14 protein-coding genes are annotated in these 16,848 nt (G+C 72.3%); 8 read left to right on the top strand and 6 right to left on the bottom strand.

Going from position 1 to position 16,848, the window contains the following annotated elements:
• Positions 1-40 precede the first annotated feature (40 nt).
• Positions 41-1,447, bottom strand: coding sequence for a class II fumarate hydratase (locus tag ACIQOW_RS15995; protein WP_401084684.1), 1,407 nt, complete (start codon positions 1,445-1,447; stop codon positions 41-43).
• A 155-nt stretch (positions 1,448-1,602) separates the two neighbouring features.
• Complete coding sequence (locus ACIQOW_RS15990; RefSeq protein ID WP_401084682.1) at positions 1,603-2,412, bottom strand: carbon-nitrogen hydrolase family protein; 810 nt, start codon at positions 2,410-2,412, stop codon at positions 1,603-1,605.
• Between the two features lie 297 nt (positions 2,413-2,709).
• Here ACIQOW_RS15990 and ACIQOW_RS15985 point away from each other — a divergent pair, with 297 nt between their 5' ends.
• On the top strand, positions 2,710-4,701 hold the full coding sequence (locus tag ACIQOW_RS15985; protein ID WP_401084679.1) for a cholesterol oxidase substrate-binding domain-containing protein: 1,992 nt from the start codon (positions 2,710-2,712) through the stop codon (positions 4,699-4,701).
• A gap of 21 nt (positions 4,702-4,722) precedes the next feature.
• Here the strand turns inward: ACIQOW_RS15985 and ACIQOW_RS15980 are convergent, their stop codons facing one another.
• Positions 4,723-5,361, bottom strand: coding sequence for a helix-turn-helix domain-containing protein (locus tag ACIQOW_RS15980; RefSeq protein WP_401084676.1), 639 nt, complete (start codon positions 5,359-5,361; stop codon positions 4,723-4,725).
• 153 nt (positions 5,362-5,514) lie between these two features.
• Between ACIQOW_RS15980 and ACIQOW_RS15975 the strand changes: the two genes are divergently transcribed.
• The 7 genes from ACIQOW_RS15975 (at position 5,515) to ACIQOW_RS15945 (ending at position 12,174) form a co-directional block, all read left to right on the top strand.
• Entirely contained in the window at positions 5,515-6,300 is a 786-nt protein-coding gene (locus tag ACIQOW_RS15975; protein WP_401084673.1) for an AzlC family ABC transporter permease, read from the top strand.
• Positions 6,300-6,608, top strand: coding sequence for an AzlD domain-containing protein (locus ACIQOW_RS15970; protein ID WP_401085281.1), 309 nt, complete (start codon positions 6,300-6,302; stop codon positions 6,606-6,608). The genes ACIQOW_RS15975 and ACIQOW_RS15970 overlap by 1 nt, the downstream gene beginning before the upstream one ends.
• A 209-nt stretch (positions 6,609-6,817) precedes the next feature.
• The gene (locus tag ACIQOW_RS15965) at positions 6,818-8,005 is read left to right on the top strand and encodes an acyl-CoA dehydrogenase family protein (RefSeq protein WP_401084670.1); all 1,188 of its coding nucleotides are present in this window, start codon (positions 6,818-6,820) and stop codon (positions 8,003-8,005) included.
• 74 nt (positions 8,006-8,079) lie between these two features.
• Positions 8,080-8,478 carry an ADP-ribosylation/crystallin J1 gene (locus ACIQOW_RS15960; protein ID WP_401084668.1) on the top strand — a complete coding sequence of 133 codons (399 nt, stop codon included), beginning with the start codon at positions 8,080-8,082 and terminating at the stop codon, positions 8,476-8,478.
• Positions 8,479-8,696: 218 nt separating this feature from the next.
• Entirely contained in the window at positions 8,697-9,575 is an 879-nt protein-coding gene (locus tag ACIQOW_RS15955; RefSeq protein ID WP_401084665.1) for an alkaline phosphatase family protein, read from the top strand.
• 466 nt (positions 9,576-10,041) lie between these two features.
• Positions 10,042-10,524 carry a hypothetical protein gene (locus ACIQOW_RS15950; protein WP_188300702.1) on the top strand — a complete coding sequence of 161 codons (483 nt, stop codon included), beginning with the start codon at positions 10,042-10,044 and terminating at the stop codon, positions 10,522-10,524.
• Between the two features lie 336 nt (positions 10,525-10,860).
• Positions 10,861-12,174, top strand: a complete 1,314-nt coding sequence (locus ACIQOW_RS15945; RefSeq protein ID WP_401084661.1) for a multidrug effflux MFS transporter — start codon at positions 10,861-10,863, stop codon at positions 12,172-12,174.
• 122 nt (positions 12,175-12,296) lie between these two features.
• Here ACIQOW_RS15945 and ACIQOW_RS15940 read toward each other — a convergent pair whose 3' ends face one another.
• The 3 genes from ACIQOW_RS15940 to ACIQOW_RS15930 form a co-directional block, all read right to left on the bottom strand.
• Positions 12,297-14,354, bottom strand: coding sequence for a glycosyl hydrolase family 18 protein (locus tag ACIQOW_RS15940; RefSeq protein ID WP_401084658.1), 2,058 nt, complete (start codon positions 14,352-14,354; stop codon positions 12,297-12,299).
• A 612-nt stretch (positions 14,355-14,966) separates the two neighbouring features.
• Positions 14,967-15,563 carry a hypothetical protein gene (locus ACIQOW_RS15935; protein WP_401084656.1) on the bottom strand — a complete coding sequence of 199 codons (597 nt, stop codon included), beginning with the start codon at positions 15,561-15,563 and terminating at the stop codon, positions 14,967-14,969.
• Positions 15,564-15,867: 304 nt separating this feature from the next.
• Complete coding sequence (locus tag ACIQOW_RS15930; protein ID WP_401084653.1) at positions 15,868-16,809, bottom strand: ABC transporter substrate-binding protein; 942 nt, start codon at positions 16,807-16,809, stop codon at positions 15,868-15,870.
• Positions 16,810-16,848: the final 39 nt, after the last annotated feature.

Raw genomic sequence — 16,848 nt, 5'->3', positions numbered from 1 at the left:
GGCCCGCGCCGATGCCCACAGCCGCCCGCCGCGCGGCCGGCTACGGGTGCGTCATCCGCAGCACGTCCAGGGCCTCGTCCAGCTGCTCCTCGGTGAGCCGGCCCTGCTCGACGTAGCCGCGCTCCACCACCACCTGGCGGATGGTCTTGCGCTCGGCCAGGGCCTGCTTGGCGACCTTCGCGGCCTCCTCGTACCCGATGTAGCGGTTCAGCGGAGTCACCACCGAGGGCGAGGACTCCGCGTACTCCCTGGCCCTTTCGACGTTGGCGGTGACGCCGTCCACCGTCCGGTCGGCCAGCAGCCGGGCGCTGTTGGCGAGCAGCCGCACCGACTCCAGGACGTTGCGGGCGATCACCGGGAGCATCACGTTCAGCTCGAAGTTGCCGCTCGCGCCCGCCAGCGTGACCGTCGCGTCGTTGCCCACCACCTGGGCGGCGACCATCAGCACCACCTCGGGCAGCACCGGGTTCACCTTGCCCGGCATGATCGACGAACCGGGCTGGAGGTCCGGCAGGTTGATCTCGCCGAGCCCGGTGCGCGGGCCGGAGCCCATCCACCGCAGGTCGTTCGCGATCTTCGTGAACCCGACCGCCACCGTGCGCAGTTGACCACTCAGCTCGACCAGGGCGTCCCGCGCGCCCTGTGCCTCGAAGTGGTTCCTGGCCTCGGTGAGCGGCAGGTCGGTGGCGCGGGCGACCTCGGCGATGACGGCCGCGGGGAAGCCGGGCGGGGTGTTGATGCCGGTGCCCACCGCCGTCCCGCCGAGCGGGAGTTCGGCCACCCGGGGGAGGGTGGCCAGCAGCCGCTCCCGTCCGTGTCGCACCTGTGCCGCGTAGCCGCCGAACTCCTGGCCGAGCGTGACGGGCGTGGCGTCCATCAGGTGCGTGCGGCCCGACTTGACCACCCGGGCGAACTCGGTGGCCTTGCGCTCCAGCGCCTCCGCGAGGTGCTCCAGCGCCGGGACGAGGTCGTGGGTGACGGCGGCGGTGGCGGCGATGTGGATCGAGGAGGGGAAGACGTCGTTGGAGGACTGGCTGGCGTTGACGTGGTCGTTCGGGTGGACCGCCCGGCCCAGCCGCTCCCCGGCCAGGGTGGCGATCACCTCGTTGGTGTTCATGTTGGACGAGGTGCCCGAGCCGGTCTGGAACACGTCCACCGGGAACTGGTCGTCCCAGCGCCCCTCCGCGACCTCCTCGGCAGCCGCCGCGATCGCCTCCGCCGTCTCCTCGTCCAGCACCCCGAGCCGGGCGTTCACCCGGGCCGCGGCGGCCTTGATCCGGGCCAGCGCGGCGATGTGCGCGCGCTCCAGCCGTTGACCGGACACCGGGAAGTTCTCCACCGCCCGCTGCGTCTGCGCCTGCCACTTCGCGTCCGCCGGCACCCGGACCTCGCCCATCGAGTCGTGCTCGATCCGGTACTCCTGCGGCTTCTCCTGCTCGTCACCCATCGTGCGCTGCACCTCCTGTACGGGCCCGACGGGCCCGGAACGGATCTCCGATCACCACAGCCGCGAGCGGGGCCCGGGTATTTCCGGCCGGGATGATCCGATGATCCCGTGATCCGACCCGGGTGCTACGGACGCCGTCCGTAGCCGTCCGAGGCCTACCGCCGGGGCAACTCCACGCGGAGCAGTTCCCCCGGGGCGGTACCGGCCTGGGCGAGGAGTTCGCCGCCCGGGGCCCAGACGCCGGAGCCGCCCGAGCTGTCGGGGTACTCGCCGGTGGCCCCGGCGCAGGTCGCGAGCACGCACCACACGCCGTGGGCGGCGGCCCGGTCGCGGAAGTGTCCGTCCCGGCGCTCGGCCTGGGCGGCACCGGGCCCGTAGAGGGTGGAGGCGACGTAGGCGTCGACGCCGAGCGCGACGGTCTCCTCGGCGTGCGCCGGGTCGGCGGCGTCCGCGCAGATCGCGAGGCCGAGCCGCAGGCCGTCCAGCTCCAGGGTGACGGGCTTCTCCCCGGGGGTGAAACGTTCCACCTCGGCGCCGTGGAGGCGCATCTTCCGGTAGGCCACGACGGCGCCCTCCCCGGTCACCACCAGGGTGGCGATGGACTCGCGCCCGTCGGCCTCGGCGACCGGCGCCCCGACCAGGGCGACGGCGCCGGTCGCGGCGCAGGCCGCCACCAGCGGAGCGAGGCGCGCGTCCGCCGGGCCGACGGCCGGTGCGGCCAGGTCGTAGCCGGTCAGCGACAGCTCGGGGAACACCACCAGCCGGGTGCCCGCCGCCCGTACCGCCTCGGCGTGCAGGGCCACGTTCTCGGAGACGGTGTCCGGACGGCCTGCGGCGGCGCAGACGGGCTGGGCTACCGCGACGGTCAGCGGCGCGGGCGCGGGAGAGGCCGTGGCAGAGGTTGTGGCAGAGGTCGCGGACGAGGGCATGGCGGGGCCTCCGGCGGGGCGGGGTGAGCTGGTCATGATCAACCTATGCGCCCGTCGGTGGCATGGGCAACGAAGGCGTGCGAGGGGCGGAGGAGGTGATCGGGGCCCTTGGGTCCCGATCGGGGCTGATCTCACTCGAAGGAGTGAGATCGACGGAAGGCGCTTCAGACTGCCGTCCACCCCTTCATACGCTCCGGATCGGGCCGGGCCGACTCCGGCCGGACCCGGAGTGCCGCAGTTCGGCCCGGGGGGACCAGTGCGAGGGGCGGACGGACGATGACCACAGGACACGGGCCGACGAGCGGAGCGGGCGACGGGGCGATATCGGAGGGGATGACCCCGACGAATGCCTCCGCTGACGCGGCCGCGTCCACCGGCGCCACCGGCGCCGAGGCCGCCACGAACACTCCCGGAGGCCTCACCCGGCGCCAGCTGCTGGGCGCGTCGGCGGCGCTCGGCGGTGCGGCCTGGCTGTTGCGCGGCACCATCGGTCCCGACAGCGTTGAGGCCGCCACGCCCGTACCGCCCGCGCTGCCCGTCGGCACCGAGCTGTACCAGCGGGTCTTCCAGAACTGGTCCGGCGAGATCCGCACCGACCAGCTGTGGACCTGCGCGCCCCGCACTCCCGAGGAGGTCCCGGCCCTCGCCGACTGGGCGCACGCCAACGGCTGGCGGCTGCGCGCCTCCGGCTACCGGCACACCTGGGCGCCGCTCACCGTCGCGGCCGGGACCAGGGAGAGCGCCCGGGTCCTGCTGCTGGACACCAGTCGCCACCTCACCGCCATCAGCGCCGACTCGCCCGGCACCGTCCGGGTGCAGACCGGCGCCACCATGGAGGCGCTGCTCGCACACCTGGCGGGCCGCGGCCTCGGCCTGACCGCCTGCCCGGCTCCCGGCGAGATCACCGTGGGCGGGGTGCTCGCCATCGGAGGCCACGGCACCGCCGTGCCGGCCGCCGGTGAGGTGCGGCCGGAGGGGCACGGCTACGGGTCGGTCAGCAACCAGGTCGTCCGGCTCACCGCCGTCGTCCTCGACCCGGCCACCGGCCGCTACACGCTGCGCGGCTTCGACCGCTCCGAGGCCGACAGCGCCGCCTTCCTGGTGCACCTGGGCCGCGCCTTCCTCACCGAGGTGGTGCTGAGGGCCGGCGCCGACCGGCCGCTGCGCTGCGTCAGCCGGCTCGACATCCCGGCTAGCGACCTCTTCGCTCGCCCGGGCAGCGGCTCCGGCAGCGGCACGGGCAGTGGCACGGGTGCCGGTGCCGGTGCCGGTGCGGGAGCCGGTACGGACGGCGGGCTCGGCGGAGTGCTCGGGGGAGTGCTGGGCGGTGTCCTCGGCGGCGGGGGCGGCCCGCGCACCTTCGCCGACTTCGTGGAACGCGACGGCCGGGCCGAGGCGATCTGGTTCGCCTACACCGACTACCCCTGGCTCAAGACCTGGAGCGTCACCCCGAACAAGCCGTTCGCCTCACTCGCCGTCGACCACCCGTACAACTACCCCTTCTCGGACAGCATTCCGGAACCGGTCGCCCGGCTCGCCGGCGAGATCGTCACCGGGGCCTGGGCGTCGGCCCCACTGTTCGGCCAACTCCAGTACCTGGTCGCGAAGGTGAGCCTCACCGGGGACATCACGGAGGTGCTGCTCTCCGGCGGGCTGCTCCGCCGACTGCTCAGCGGTGAGGTGCTCACCCACCTGCTGGCGGGCGGACTGCGTTCCGATCTCTGGGGCCCCTCGCGCACCCTGCTCCAGTACGTCCGCCCGACCACCCTGCGGGTCACCGCCAACGGCTACGCGATCCTCACCAGGCGCGCCGATCTCCAGTGGGTGGTGAGCGAATTCGCCGCCTACTACCGGGAGTTGCTCGCCGCCTACCAGGCCAGGGGCGAGTTCCCGGTGAACGGCGCGGTGGAGATCCGGGCCACCGGCCTGGACGACCCCGCCTCCTCCGGCGTTCCCGGCGCCCGGCCCCCGCTGCTCTCGGCGCTGCGCCCGCGCGCGGACCGCCCCGAGTGGGACACGGCGGTCTGGCTGGACGTCCTCGCCTTCCCCGGCACCCCCGGACTGGAGCGCTTCGCCCGGGAGTTGGAGCAGTGGCTGCTGCGCACCTTCGACGGCACCCGGGCGGGGCTGCGGGTCGAGTGGTCCAAGGGGTGGGCCTACACCGCCGACGCCGCCTGGTCCGATCAGGATCTGCTCGACCGGGTCATCCCCGACAGCCTGCGGGCCGGCGGCGGGCCCGGCTGGGACGAGGCGGTCGCCGTCCTGGACCACCACGACCCGCACCGGGTGTTCGGAAACCCCTTCCTGGACGGGCTGTTGAAGTAACCGCACCTGCCTGACGAAGTGTCAGATGTGCTCCATCACGATCACCGCGAGGGTGTCCGGAGCCAGGGCGCGGAACACATGCGGGGCGTCGCCCGGGTAGCTCACGTAGTCACCCGGGCCCAGCTCGACCGGCGCCTCGGTCGGCCCGACCAGTGCCCGCCCGGCGCCGATCAACACGTGCTCGACGGTGCCGGGCATGTGCGGATCGGAGGCCCTGGCCTCGCCCGGCTGCGCCTCGATCCGGTAGATGTCGCGCCGGGCGTTCGGCGGGCAGGAGGAGAGCGCGGTGGCGGCGTATTCGGCGTGCTCGGAGTGGGTCACCGGACCCTCGCCGGCCCGGACCACCCTGACCGCCGGGCGTGGCGGGTCGACCAGCCGGCTGAACGGCACGTTCAGTGCGACCCCGAGCGCCCAGAGCGTCTCCACGCTGGGGTTGCCCGCGCCCGACTCCAGTTGGGAGAGCGTGGACTTGGCGATGCCCGCGCGCCGCGCCAGCTCGGCCATGGACAGCCCGCTGCGCTCGCGCTCACGCCGGATCGAGGTGGCGATCAGGCCGATCAGCTCGGTGCCGGTGCCGGTGCCGGTGCCGGTGCCGGTGCCGCTGTCGTTGCTGTGACCGCTGCCATTGGGGCTCGTGGCCGGGGTGGTCTGGTCACTCATGCTCGCCACTCACGCTTTCTCCTGGCCCCTTCCATGGCTTCCGTCGCAGTTGCTGCCGTTCATGCTGCCATGGTCGACCCGCCGATGCCGTTCGCTTGATCGGTCTACGTGTTCGCCTTGACGAACGCGCTGGGTCGGTTCACTCTAATGAACATGCGTTCGCTTCTCCGAACACTGGAACATGCCACCATCCGTGACATCGCTCTGGTCTGCCTTGCCGACGCCCTCGTCGGCGCCTCCTTCGGTGCGATCGGCGTCTCCGGCGGTCTGCCGCTCTGGGTGCCGATCGCGCTCTCCGTCCTGGTGTTCGCCGGCGGCTCCCAGTTCGCGGCGGTCGGTGTGGTGCTGTCCGGCGGCGGCGCCCTTGCCGCGGTCACCACCGGACTGGTGCTCAACGCCCGACTGCTGCCCTTCGGCTTCGCCGTGGCCGACGTGCTCGGCGGCCCGTGGTGGCGCCGGCTTCTGGGTGCGCACCTGCTCACCGACGAAACCGCGGCCTTCACCCTGCAGCAGAACGAACCGGCCCGGCGTCGGGCCGCCTACTGGCTCTGCGGGATCGCGTTGTTCCTGATCTGGAACCTCTCGGTGCTGCTCGGCGCGGTCGCGGGCGGGCTGATCGGCGACACGGACGCGCTGGGCCTGGATGCGGCCTTCCCCACGGTGCTGCTCGCGCTCGTGCTGCCCTCACTCGCGGACCGTGGGACCCGTACGGCGGCGGTGGCGGGCGCGGTGGTCGCGGTCGCGGCCACGCCGTTCGTCCCGGTCGGAGTGCCGGTGCTGCTCGCCCTCGTCGGGCTGCTGTTCGTGGGGCGGCCCGCGGCGGGGGAGGCCGCGGGGGAGAAGGCGCGGGAGGCCGCGGGCGAACGGAAGACGGCGGGCAAGCGGAAGACGGCTGACGGACGAAGCATGGAGTGCCGGGAGAAGGAGGCGGTCCGATGATGCCGTTGTACGCGATCCTGCTGTTCGCGGCCGGAACGTACGCCTTCCGGCTCGCGGGGCCGCTGCTCGGCGGCCGGCTCGCTCTCTCGGAGCGGCTGCGGCACCTGCTGGCCGTCGCGGCCGCGGTCCTGCTGGTGGCCCTGGTCGTGACCGGTGCGCTCACCCAGGGGCACGGCTTCGCGGGGTGGGCCCGTCCGGCGGGCGTGCTGGTTGCGGGAGTGCTCGCCCTGCGCCGGGCGCCGTTCCCGGTGGTGGTCGTCGCCGGCGCGGCGACGACAGCGGTGCTGCGGCTCTGTGGAGTGGGGTGACAGCTGACAGAGTTTGAAATCTGTCAGCTGTCATCTGTTATCCGTCGTCCGTTCTCTGTGATCCGTCGGCTGTCATCTGTTCGCCGTCGCCGCGGCGACTACGTGACGCGCCGTCGACGTGTCGCCATCCTCACTCGTTCGAGCCCGTCCACCGCCCGGTCGGGTGCGCGATACTCGCCGGTATCCCGCCGAGAGTACTAGGAGCTTCGATGACGAAGCCGACCCGGATCGACCCGTCCGACCTGCTCGCCGTCGGAGACCTCCTCTCCGACGAGGAACGGCTGATCCGCGACACCGTCCGCCGGTTCACCGAGGAGCGGATCCGCCCGCACATCGGCGACTGGTTCGAACGCGGGGTCTTCCCGGCCCGCGAACTCGCCCCCGAACTCGGCGCACTCGGCGTCCTCGGCATGCACCTCGACGGCTACGGCTGTGCGGGCGCCGACGCGGTGGCGTACGGGGTGGCCTGCATGGAGCTGGAGGCGGCCGACTCCGGGCTGCGCAGCTTCGTCTCCGTCCAGGGTTCGCTCGCCATGCGGTCGATCCACGCCTTCGGCTCGGAGGAACAGAAGCAGCGCTGGCTGCCCGGCATGGCCGCCGGCGAGCTGATCGGCTGCTTCGGCCTCACCGAACCGGACTTCGGCTCCGACCCGGCCAACATGCGCACCCGGGCGGTGCGCAAGGGTGGCGAGGGCGGTGACTGGGTGCTGTCCGGCAGCAAGATGTGGATCACCAACGGCAGCATCGCCGATGTCGCCGTGGTCTGGGCACAGACCGAGGAGGGGGTGCGCGGCTTCCTGGTGGAGCGCGGCACCCGCGGCCTGACCGCCACCGACGTGCACGGCAAGCTGTCGCTGCGCGCCTCGGTCACCAGCGAACTGGCCTTCGACGACGTGGTGTTGCCCGCCGACGCGGTGCTGCCCGGGGTGGTCGGCCTGCGCGGACCGCTCTCCTCCCTCAACGAGGCCCGTTACGGCATCCTCTGGGGCACCGTCGGCGCCGGCCGCGACTGCTACACCACCGCCCTGGACTACGCGAAGAGCCGGATCCAGTTCGACCGCCCGATCGCGGGCTTCCAGCTGACCCAGCAGAAGCTGGTCGAGATGATGCTGGAGGTGGAGAAGGCCTACCTGGTCGCCCTGCGGATCGGCCGGCTGAAGGAGCGGGGCGCGGCCCGCCCGCCGCACATCAGCTTCGGCAAGCTCAACAACGTCCGCACCGCACTGGAGATCGCCCGCAGCGCCCGGACCGTCCTCGGGGCCAACGGCATCACCACCGAGTACCCGGTGCTGCGGCACGCCAACAACCTGGAGTCGGTGCTCACCTACGAGGGCACCAGCGAGATCCACACCCTGGTCCTCGGCGAGGCCATCACCGGCGAGTCCGCCTACCACTGACGGGCCCGCCCGCACCTCCCGGGGCCGGGATATCCGGTGGCCGGGCCCGTCGCGGCCCGGCTACCGTCCCTTCCATGAACGGCCCGACCCCGCAGGCCACGCCTTCGAGCGCGCAGGTCACGTCCCCGACCACCACCCTCTGGCGTCCCACCGGCCCCGAGGAGCTGGCCCTGGTCGAGGCCGCCGACCGGCGCGCCTGGCCGCCCCGTCTGCCCGAGCAGCCGATCTTCTACCCCGTCCTCAACGAGGACTACGCGATCCGGATCGCCCGCGACTGGAACGTGCCCGCCTCCGGCGTCGGCTACGTCACCCGCTTCAAGGTCGACACCGCCTTCCTCGCCCGCTACCCCGTGCAGCGGGCGGGCGGCCGCACGATCCTCGAACTCTGGGTGCCCGCCGGGGAACTGGCCGAGTTCAACCGGCACATCGTCGGCCGCATCGAGGTCGTGCACGAGTTCCGCCCGCTGCCCTGACCGGTTCGGCGTGGCTGAGGCGGTCGCGGGTCGTGGGTCGCGGTTGGCGGGCGGGCGGGCGGCCACCGGGCAGTCGGACGGTGCCCTTCCGACACCTTGCGGCCACCTGGGGTTCGACGGAGTGACGCCGATCCGTACGGCGGCCGGTGAAGCATGGCGCGGTCGGCGGCGCCCTCGGCGGGTGCGGCCGGATGCGCACGACCGAAAGGAACCCCAGCATGTCCGCTGCCCAGTGGCCCCGCCCCCGCGTGCTCGTCGTCGGGATCGACGGCGTCCGCCACGACTACCTGGCGCAGGTGCCGATGCCCCGGCTCCAGGAGGTCGCCGAGGCCGGGTTCCTGGTACCGGTCACCGTCGGGGAGGGCACGCCCACCATGTCAGGGCCGTGCTGGGCCACCATCGTGACCGGGGTCGAGCCCGCCAAGCACGGGGTCTGGGGCAACCACCTGGGCGGCAACCGGCTCGACGTGTTCCCCGACTTCGCCACCCGCCTCAACCGGGGCGACCGCCGCCGCACCTTCGTCGCGGCCGGCTGGGACCCGCTGGTGATCAACGAGTCCGGCGGCCCGCTGTTCCGCGCCCCCGGCCGGCTCTCCTACGTGGCGCCCGCCGAGGAATCCCCCGAGGCCTGGGAAGCCGTGGACGAGGAGGTCACCCGGGAGGCCGTCCACGTCCTCGGCACCGCCGACCCCGAGGCCTCCTTCGTCTACCTCGGCGCCGTCGACGAGACCGCCCACTTCCTGGGCTGCGGCGACGAGTACCGCGCGTCCATGCGGACCGCCGACGAGCGCCTCGGCCGCCTCCTCGACGCCGTCCGGGGCCGGGCGACCCACGCCGAGGAACAGTGGACGGTCATCGTCGTCACCGACCACGGGCACGTGGACGTCGGCGGTCACGGCGGCCGTACGGTCGAGGAGCTGACGGCCTGGGTCGCCTGTGCCGGGCACGGCATCCCGGCCGGCCCGCCCACCGGCGAGATCCGCCACCCGGACGTCGCCGCCCAGGTGTACGCCTCGCTGCTGCGCCCGATCGACCCGCACTGGACCCTCGACGGCCGCCCGTTCCCGGTCGCGCGGCCGGTACCGGCGGAGGTCTGAGCCCGAAGGGCTCCAGGCCTGGGCGGTCCCAGCCGGGCGGTCCGGGTCAGAGTGGCCGACCCTGGGGCCGGCCGCCTGTGCCCCGGGTGCAGCAGGCCGGGCTGCGGCGGCGCCGGGCTTGAGCAAGGCTCGACTGGGACTCGGGTCGTGCTCGACCCGGGGGTGCCACCCTGAGTGCCGGAGCGGCAGGTGCCCGGGGCCTCGGCGGTCCGGAACCCGCGGTTCTCATGGCCTCTGCCGAACGGCATACGCCTGAAGGTGGAGGACCTACCCCGTGGGTCGGAGCCGAGATCGCGACCTAGTGGTGACGATCCGACGGGTCCGTCCGGGACACGATGGTGACACCGGGCGGCGGACCGCGCAGACCGGGCCGGTGGCGCAGAGCCGAACGACGTGAACGGCCCTCGGCAGCGGGAACAACAGGCAACGGCCGCATCGGCCACGACACGGGAGAGGACAGCCGGGCATGAAGGGCATCGTGAGCAAGGTCGCGCTGGGAGTAGCCGGCACCGGCATGGCCGTGGCCGTGGCGGCCGTGGCCATCGGCCCGCGGGTGTCCGACTGGTACGACGAGCGCCACCAGCAGCAGGCTGCCTATGACACCGGCACCCAGGCCAAGGCCGACCGTCACACGATGCCGGCCTGGCTGCCCGACAACGCCTCCGGCGTCAAGTACCTGATGTCCACCACCGGCGACGACCGCCTGCTGCGCGCCACCCTTCCGGAGGGGCGGCTGCCCGTCGGCTGCACCGCCGGGCAGCCGGGCCGGGGCGCGCACCCGGTGCCGGAATCGCTCAAGGCGGGCTGGTTCCCCGAGGGCGTCGCGACCAAGGCCAGCGGCACCTGCGGGCACTACAGCGTCGCGCTGAACGGCAACCAGCTCTACGCGTGGCAGGACGGTGCGGCGGTGCAGGCGGCGCTCCGCGCCGAGCACGTCGTCAAGCACTGAGCACGTCGCCAAGGGCCGAGCACGTCGCCAAGGGCCGAGCACGTCGTCAAGCACTGAGCGCACCGCTCGGGCATCGGCGCCCCCGGTCGCTGCTGACCGATTTCTGATCACCCCTGGCCGTTCCTGATTGATTCTGGCCAGGTACCGCTACGGCCCGCCGGGCACCGGAAGGTGCGGGCGGGCCGTCGTCGTGGGCGAGCAGGGACCGGCCGGCGGGCGATCGATCCGGGCACACTCCGTGGCCGAACAGGGCCCACCCCCGCTGTCGGAACCGGGCCGGGCTGCGATAGGACGGAGCGCGAACGAATCCCACGTCACCTGTCCGCAAGGAGAACCATGCCCGGCCCGACCGTCGGCCCCACCGACGACACGTCGACCGCAGCCGCCGCCACCCCGTCCGTCCTGCCCGCCCCGTCCGTCCCCGGAACCGCCACCGGATCCGTCGCCGCACCCGACACCGGCCAGGCCCGCCCCGGCTGGGCCGTGATCGCCGCCCTCGGCGGTCTCACCGCGCTCGGCCCCCTCACCACGGACCTCTACCTCCCGGGCCTGCCCGCGATCGCCGACGACCTGGTCGCCCAGCCGGCCGCCGTCCAGCTCACCCTGACCTTCTCGATGTTCGGGGTCGCGGCCGGGCAGCTGCTCTTCGGACCGCTCAGCGACCGTTTCGGGCGCCGCGTGCCGCTGCTCGTGGGGCTCGTCCTCTACACCCTGGCCAGCGTGGTGTGCGTGTTCGCGCCGAACCTCACGGTGCTGATCGCCGCCCGCTTCGTCCAGGGCGCGGCCGGGTCCGCCGGGCTGGTGATCGGGCGGGCCGTCTCCCGGGACCGCTTCCAGGGCGTCGCGCTGCTGCGCTTCCTCGCCTCGATCGCCCTGATATCCGGGCTGGCGCCGATCCTCGCCCCGATCGTCGGTGCGCAGCTGATGCGGTTCACCTCGTGGCGCGGCACCTTCGGCGTGCTCACGGCGCTCGGACTGCTGCTCACCCTGGTCGCGTTCGGCGTGCTGCGCGAGACGCTGCCGCCGGAGACCCGGGACCGCGGTGGAGTGGGCGCGGCCCTGCGGACGATGGGGCGGTTGCTGCGCAACCTGCCGTTCCTCGGGCTGGCGCTGACCAGCTCGCTCGCCTTCGGGGCGCTGTTCGGTTACATCAGCGGGTCGTCGACGGTGCTCCAGCACGTGTACCAGGTCTCGCCGCAGACCTACAGCCTGCTGTTCGGGCTGAACTCGTTCGCGATCGTGGTGATGACCCAGCTGAACGGGCGGGTGCTGGCGCCGCGCTTCACCCAGCGGGCGCTGATGCTCGGCAGCCTCGCGGCGGCGGTCGCCGCCGGGGTGGCGCTGGTGCTGCTGACGACGGTGTGGGACTTCGGGCTGGCCGGCTTCTGCCCGCCGCTGTTCGTGATGATGGGCAGCCTGGGGGTGCTCCTGCCGAACACCGCCGCGCAGGCGCTCGGCCTGGTCGAGCCGCAGGTGGCGGGTACGGCGTCGGCGCTGCTCGGGACGGGCAACTTCCTGTGCGGCGCGGTGGTCGCTCCGCTGAGCAGCCTTGGCGGGCAGCCGTCGGCGGTGCTGCTGGCGCTGGTGGTCCTGGTCTGCGGGGTGCTGGCGACGGTGGCGTACCTGGCGCTGTGCCGACCGGAGCGGTAGCAGAGAGCGGCGAGCGACGAACAGAAACCAGAGGACAGAAACCAGAGGACAGAAAACAGATGACAGCTGACAGATGTTGAAATCTGTCAGCTGTCACCCGTTATTCGTCAGCCGAAGCGGACTCAGACGATGGAGAAGTCATCCCCGAACACGTTGCCCTGCCCGTACCAGCCGTGCAGGTACACGGTGACGGTGCCGTTGGCGCCGGTGGTGAAGGGGACGGAGACCTTGGTCCAGGTGGAGGAGTTGGCCCAGACGCTGGCGGTGGCACCACCGCTGACGCCGACGTACGCGTAGTTGCCCTGCACCCAACCGCTCAGGGTGTAGCTGGTGTTGGGCTTCAGGGTGACGGTCTGCGCGCACTCGCCGGTCTGGCTCGCGGTGGCCGCGGCCTGGAGCGAGTGGGTGCCGGAGTGGGCCGGGCTGGAGGCCAGGCCGCCGCCGCTCTGGCAGGTCCACGGGGCCAGGCTGCCGCTCTCCAGGTCACCGTTGACCACGGTGGTCGCCGGGCCGGTCCCGGTGACGGTCACCGAGTAGGTCGCGGAGTGGCTGCCGGACGGGCCGGTGGCGTTGATGATCAGCGGGTAGGTGCCCGGCATCGTGCTCGCGGTGGCGGTGATGTTCAGCGTGGCGCTGTTGCCGGCGGTGACGGTGCCGGGGGTGACGGTGGCGGTGAGGCCGCCGATCGGGACGGTGATGATCGAGAAGTTGAGGTTCTGCGCCGAGCCCGCGGTGACGGCCGTCGTGACGGCCGCGGAGATGGACGAACCGGCCGTGACCGTACCGGAGGTCGGGTTCACGGCGACCGAGAAGTCGTTGCTCGGCTGAGTGCCGTTGACCGTCAGGATGAAGCTGCTGCTGTGGCTGCCGGAGGCCGCCGAACCGGTGATCGTGATCGGGTAACTGCCGGGCGCCGTCGCGGAGGTGGTGCTGATGTTCAGCGTGGCGTTGTTGCCGGCGGTGACGCTGCCCGGGGTGACGGTCGCGGTGACGCCCGCAGGGGCGCCGCCGACCGTGAGGTTGACGCTCTGCGCCGAACCCGCCGTCACGGCCGTCGCGATGGTCGCCGAGGTGGACGAACCGGCGGTTACCGTACCGGAGTTCGGGCTGGCCGAAATCGAGAAGTCGTTGCTCACCGTCGAGCCGCTGGTGAACGGCGCGAAGATGTGGGTGAAGTCCCAGGTGTTCTGGGCGATCCCGGAGCAGTTGTCGTTGCCCTTGGTGCCCGGGCAGCCGCCGTTGTCACGCTGGAGCGCCCAGAAGGACAGCGTGTTGATGCCCTTGGCGACCGCCCAGTTGTACACGGTGGTGGCGTTGGCCAGGGTGAAGGTCTCGGCCGGGCCGAAGTCGTCGACACCGATCATCTCGGTGATCCCGATCGAACCCCACAGCTGGGCGGGGGTCTTGGACGGGTACAGCCTGGCGAGCTGGTTGTAGAGACCCTGCGCGGAGGTCTGGGTGTCGGCCGCCATGTCGTGGGTGGCGTTGTCGTAGTAGTCGAAGGTCATCATGTTGACGACGTCGATCCGCGCGTTGTTGCTGACCGCGTTGCGCAGCACCGCGAGGCCGCTGTCGGCCAGCCCGGAGGTGGTGGTCGGCAGCGTGTAGGAGAACTGGATGGTCCGGCCCTTGGTGACGGCCCAGTCCTGGACGAGCTTGATCGCCTTGTTGCGGCGGTCGATCCCACCCGTGTTGGTCAGCGAGTTGTCCTCGATGTCGAGGTCGATCCGGCTGACGTCGTAGGTGGTGATCACGTTCTCGAAGGCGGCCGCGATCTGGTTGACATCAGTGCAGCTGTCGGCCAGCTCGGTGCCGGTGTTGTCGGCGGTGTAGCCACCGAAGGACGGGATCACGTCCCCGCCGTTGGCGCGGATGGTCGCGATGTCGGCGCCGAAGGTCGCGGAGGACACCGGCATCGAGGAGTCGCCGTTCCAGTACGGCGTGCAGGAGCCCTTGGTGGCGGTCTGGAGGAACGCCATGGTCAGGTGCTTGGCGCCGGACTGCGCGGCCAGCTGGGCCGGGCTCTGGCCGGTCCAGGCCTCGAAGTAGGGGGCGAAGACCCGGTTGGGGAGCGGGGTGGCGGCCTGGGCGGAGCTCGTCCCGGCGGCTACCAGGCCGGCCGAGGCGACCAGCGTGGCGCAGGCCGTCAACACGGCCTGGACTGTTCGGCGAAGGCGCATGAAATCTCCAACAGACTTGGTGGGGCAGGACGTTGGGGAGGTGCGATCGGTCCGGGCGACGCAGCAGTGTGGGGTCGGCAGCGTGGTGCCTGGACCGGGTCGGATATCGGGAGCACCAGCGTGCGGGCGGGCGAGTGCTCGCCGGCTCGCGTGGATGCGGGCGGCGTGCGCATGCGCACGCCGTACGGAGCGGGGGTGGAACGGAACATGGCAGGGCAGTGCCTCAGCCGCCGGTGGCCACACCCCCACAGTGCATCCCGGTCGGATCGACATGCTTATGTTTGGACTAGACCACTGGTCTGTCAAGAGACCTAACAGTTCGTCAGCATACGGTCCGCGCGGCCGAAGGGGGCGAAAGGGCGACCAGAGCGGGTGGGGTGGTCGCCGAAGGGGCCGGGAACGAGAAGACCGTGGCCGCGCACCCGGGAAGGGGCGCGGCCACGGCGGCCCGGCGCTCAGGACGCCGGGCGGTTCATGGTGGCGCGGATCCACGGTTCTGCGAAACCCGTGGAGCGGCGGAAATGCGGTTCTTCCGAATGTGCGGACCCCGCGTTACTCGCGGACCTTGCGTAACCCGCGGACCCTGCCCGGCCCGCGGGTCCGCGGGCCGGCTCAGCGCGCCGGAGGGCAGAGCGTGGCGAGCAGTGCGTCGTTGATCTTCGCGGCGATGTCAGGTCCGAACCCCTGCGGGTGGTCGGCGGAGGTGAAGCGCTGGCCGGCCAGCTCGACCAACTTCTGCTTGTCCTTGGGGAACTGGTACATCGACTGGCACTGGTTGCGCGCCCGGTCCACGGCCTGCTCGGGTTTGCCTCCGACGATCGCCGGATCGATCGCGTCCAGCGCGGAGACCAGCTTGGCCGTCAGGTCGGTGCCCGGCTTGGCGGGCAGCCCGGCGTCGGCGGGCGGGGCGGGCTTGGCCGGTGCGGGGGCTCCCGAGGCGCCGGCGTCGGGTGCGGGCGCACCGGCGGTGCTGTCGGCCGTGGCCGTGGGGGCGGCCGTGCTGTCGGTCGTGGGCGCGGCGGACCCGGGCGCGGGCGCCTCGGGTGTGGTGGCGGCGCCGGTGGGGGAAGCGGCCGGAGTGGTGGCGGAGGCGGTGGGGGAGCCGGCCGCGGCGGTGGCCCTGCCGGAGCCCGACCCGGAACCGGAGCAGGCAGCGAGGCTCACCGCGGCGAGTGCCGTGAGGGTGGCGGCGAGGAGACGAGTGCGCATGGCGCCCACACTGTCATGTTCGCGGCATGGAAGGGAAGGTCCCTCCGCAGGCCGGAGAGGGGGCTCCGCAACGGCGGACGGTGGCCCGGAGGAAGCTCCTCCGGGCCGCCGCGTTCACGACCCCCGGCCGGTCGGCGGCAACCCGCGCCGGCCACCGGACAGGCAGACCGCCAGACGGGCAAACCACCGGACAGGCAGACCGCCAGACGGGCGATCCGCCGGACGGGCAAACCGTCGAGCCGTCAGGCCGTTCAAACCGCCGGACCGGCAGGGGCGCCAGGTCGGCCGTCCGGCCGTCCGACCGTCAGCCGAGGCCGTTGGACTTCAGCCAGTCCTTGGCGACCGCCGACGGGTCCTCCTTGTCCGTCGACACGCGCTTCATCAGCGCCAGCAGCCCGGTGGTGTCGAGCTTGGCCGACACCGCGTTGAGCGCCGCCGTCGCGGTCGCGTTCACGCCCGCCTTGTTGACCAGCGGGGTGACGTTCTGCGCGCCGAAGATGTTCTTCGGGTCGGACAGCGGGACGAGCTTGTACTGGGCGATCTTCGGGTCGGTGGTGAACACGTTGCCGACCTGGATACTGCCGTCCTTGAGCGCGTTCGCGGTGGTGTCGGCGGTGGGCTTCCACTCCTTGAAGGTCAGCCCGTAGACGTCCTTGAGCTGCTGCTCACGGCGGTTCTTGAACTCCGGCGGCCCTCCGATGGTGAACTCGCCCGCCTTGGCGGCCAGGTCGGCGATGCTCTTGAGACCGTCCTTGTCGGCGGTCTCCTGGGTGACGCTCAGCGAGTCCTTGTCCTCGGCCGGGGAGGAGTCGAGGATGCCCAGCGAGGCGGGCAGCGTCTTGGCGAGCGCCGCGTTCACGTCCTGGGTGGTGACGGCGGTGGAGTTGGCGTCCAGGTAGGCGAGCAGCGAGCCGTTGTACTCCGGCAGGACGGTCAGGTTCCCGCTCTGCAGCTGTCCGTAGAGCACCTCGCGGCTGCCGATGTTGAACTTCTCCTCGACCTTGATGCCCTTGGCCTTGAGCGCCTGCGAGTAGATCGAGCCGAGCAGGACGTTCTCGGGGAAGTTCGCCGAGCCGACCACCACCGTCGACCCTGAGCCGCCCGACCCGCCTGTTGAGGCCGCGGTGCTCGAACCCCCGCCGAGCGGGTCGCCGCCGCCCGAGGAACCGCAGGCGGTGGCGCCGAGGGCGAGCGCGGCGAGGGTGCCGAGGACGACGGCGCGACGGCTTCGGTTGATTGTCGACATGGTGACAGATGTCCTTCCGGGACGAGAGAGAGGAGGGGA

This window comes from Kitasatospora sp. NPDC091335 (assembly GCF_044757205.1).
Taxonomy (GTDB): Bacteria; Actinomycetota; Actinomycetes; order Streptomycetales; family Streptomycetaceae; genus Kitasatospora.
Note: the sequence above shows the minus strand (reverse complement) of the source record. Positions and strands in the feature narration are given on the sequence as shown.

Coding starts and splice junctions, on each gene's coding strand:
- ACIQOW_RS15995 (WP_401084684.1), bottom strand. CDS start 1,447: ATGGGTGACGAGCAGGAGAAGCCGCAGGAGTACCGGATCGAGCACGAC.
- ACIQOW_RS15990 (WP_401084682.1), bottom strand. CDS start 2,412: ATGACCAGCTCACCCCGCCCCGCCGGAGGCCCCGCCATGCCCTCGTCC.
- ACIQOW_RS15985 (WP_401084679.1), top strand. CDS start 2,710: ATGACCCCGACGAATGCCTCCGCTGACGCGGCCGCGTCCACCGGCGCC.
- ACIQOW_RS15980 (WP_401084676.1), bottom strand. CDS start 5,361: ATGAGTGACCAGACCACCCCGGCCACGAGCCCCAATGGCAGCGGTCAC.
- ACIQOW_RS15975 (WP_401084673.1), top strand. CDS start 5,515: ATGCGTTCGCTTCTCCGAACACTGGAACATGCCACCATCCGTGACATC.
- ACIQOW_RS15970 (WP_401085281.1), top strand. CDS start 6,300: ATGCCGTTGTACGCGATCCTGCTGTTCGCGGCCGGAACGTACGCCTTC.
- ACIQOW_RS15965 (WP_401084670.1), top strand. CDS start 6,818: ATGACGAAGCCGACCCGGATCGACCCGTCCGACCTGCTCGCCGTCGGA.
- ACIQOW_RS15960 (WP_401084668.1), top strand. CDS start 8,080: ATGAACGGCCCGACCCCGCAGGCCACGCCTTCGAGCGCGCAGGTCACG.
- ACIQOW_RS15955 (WP_401084665.1), top strand. CDS start 8,697: ATGTCCGCTGCCCAGTGGCCCCGCCCCCGCGTGCTCGTCGTCGGGATC.
- ACIQOW_RS15950 (WP_188300702.1), top strand. CDS start 10,042: ATGAAGGGCATCGTGAGCAAGGTCGCGCTGGGAGTAGCCGGCACCGGC.
- ACIQOW_RS15945 (WP_401084661.1), top strand. CDS start 10,861: ATGCCCGGCCCGACCGTCGGCCCCACCGACGACACGTCGACCGCAGCC.
- ACIQOW_RS15940 (WP_401084658.1), bottom strand. CDS start 14,354: ATGCGCCTTCGCCGAACAGTCCAGGCCGTGTTGACGGCCTGCGCCACG.
- ACIQOW_RS15935 (WP_401084656.1), bottom strand. CDS start 15,563: ATGCGCACTCGTCTCCTCGCCGCCACCCTCACGGCACTCGCCGCGGTG.
- ACIQOW_RS15930 (WP_401084653.1), bottom strand. CDS start 16,809: ATGTCGACAATCAACCGAAGCCGTCGCGCCGTCGTCCTCGGCACCCTC.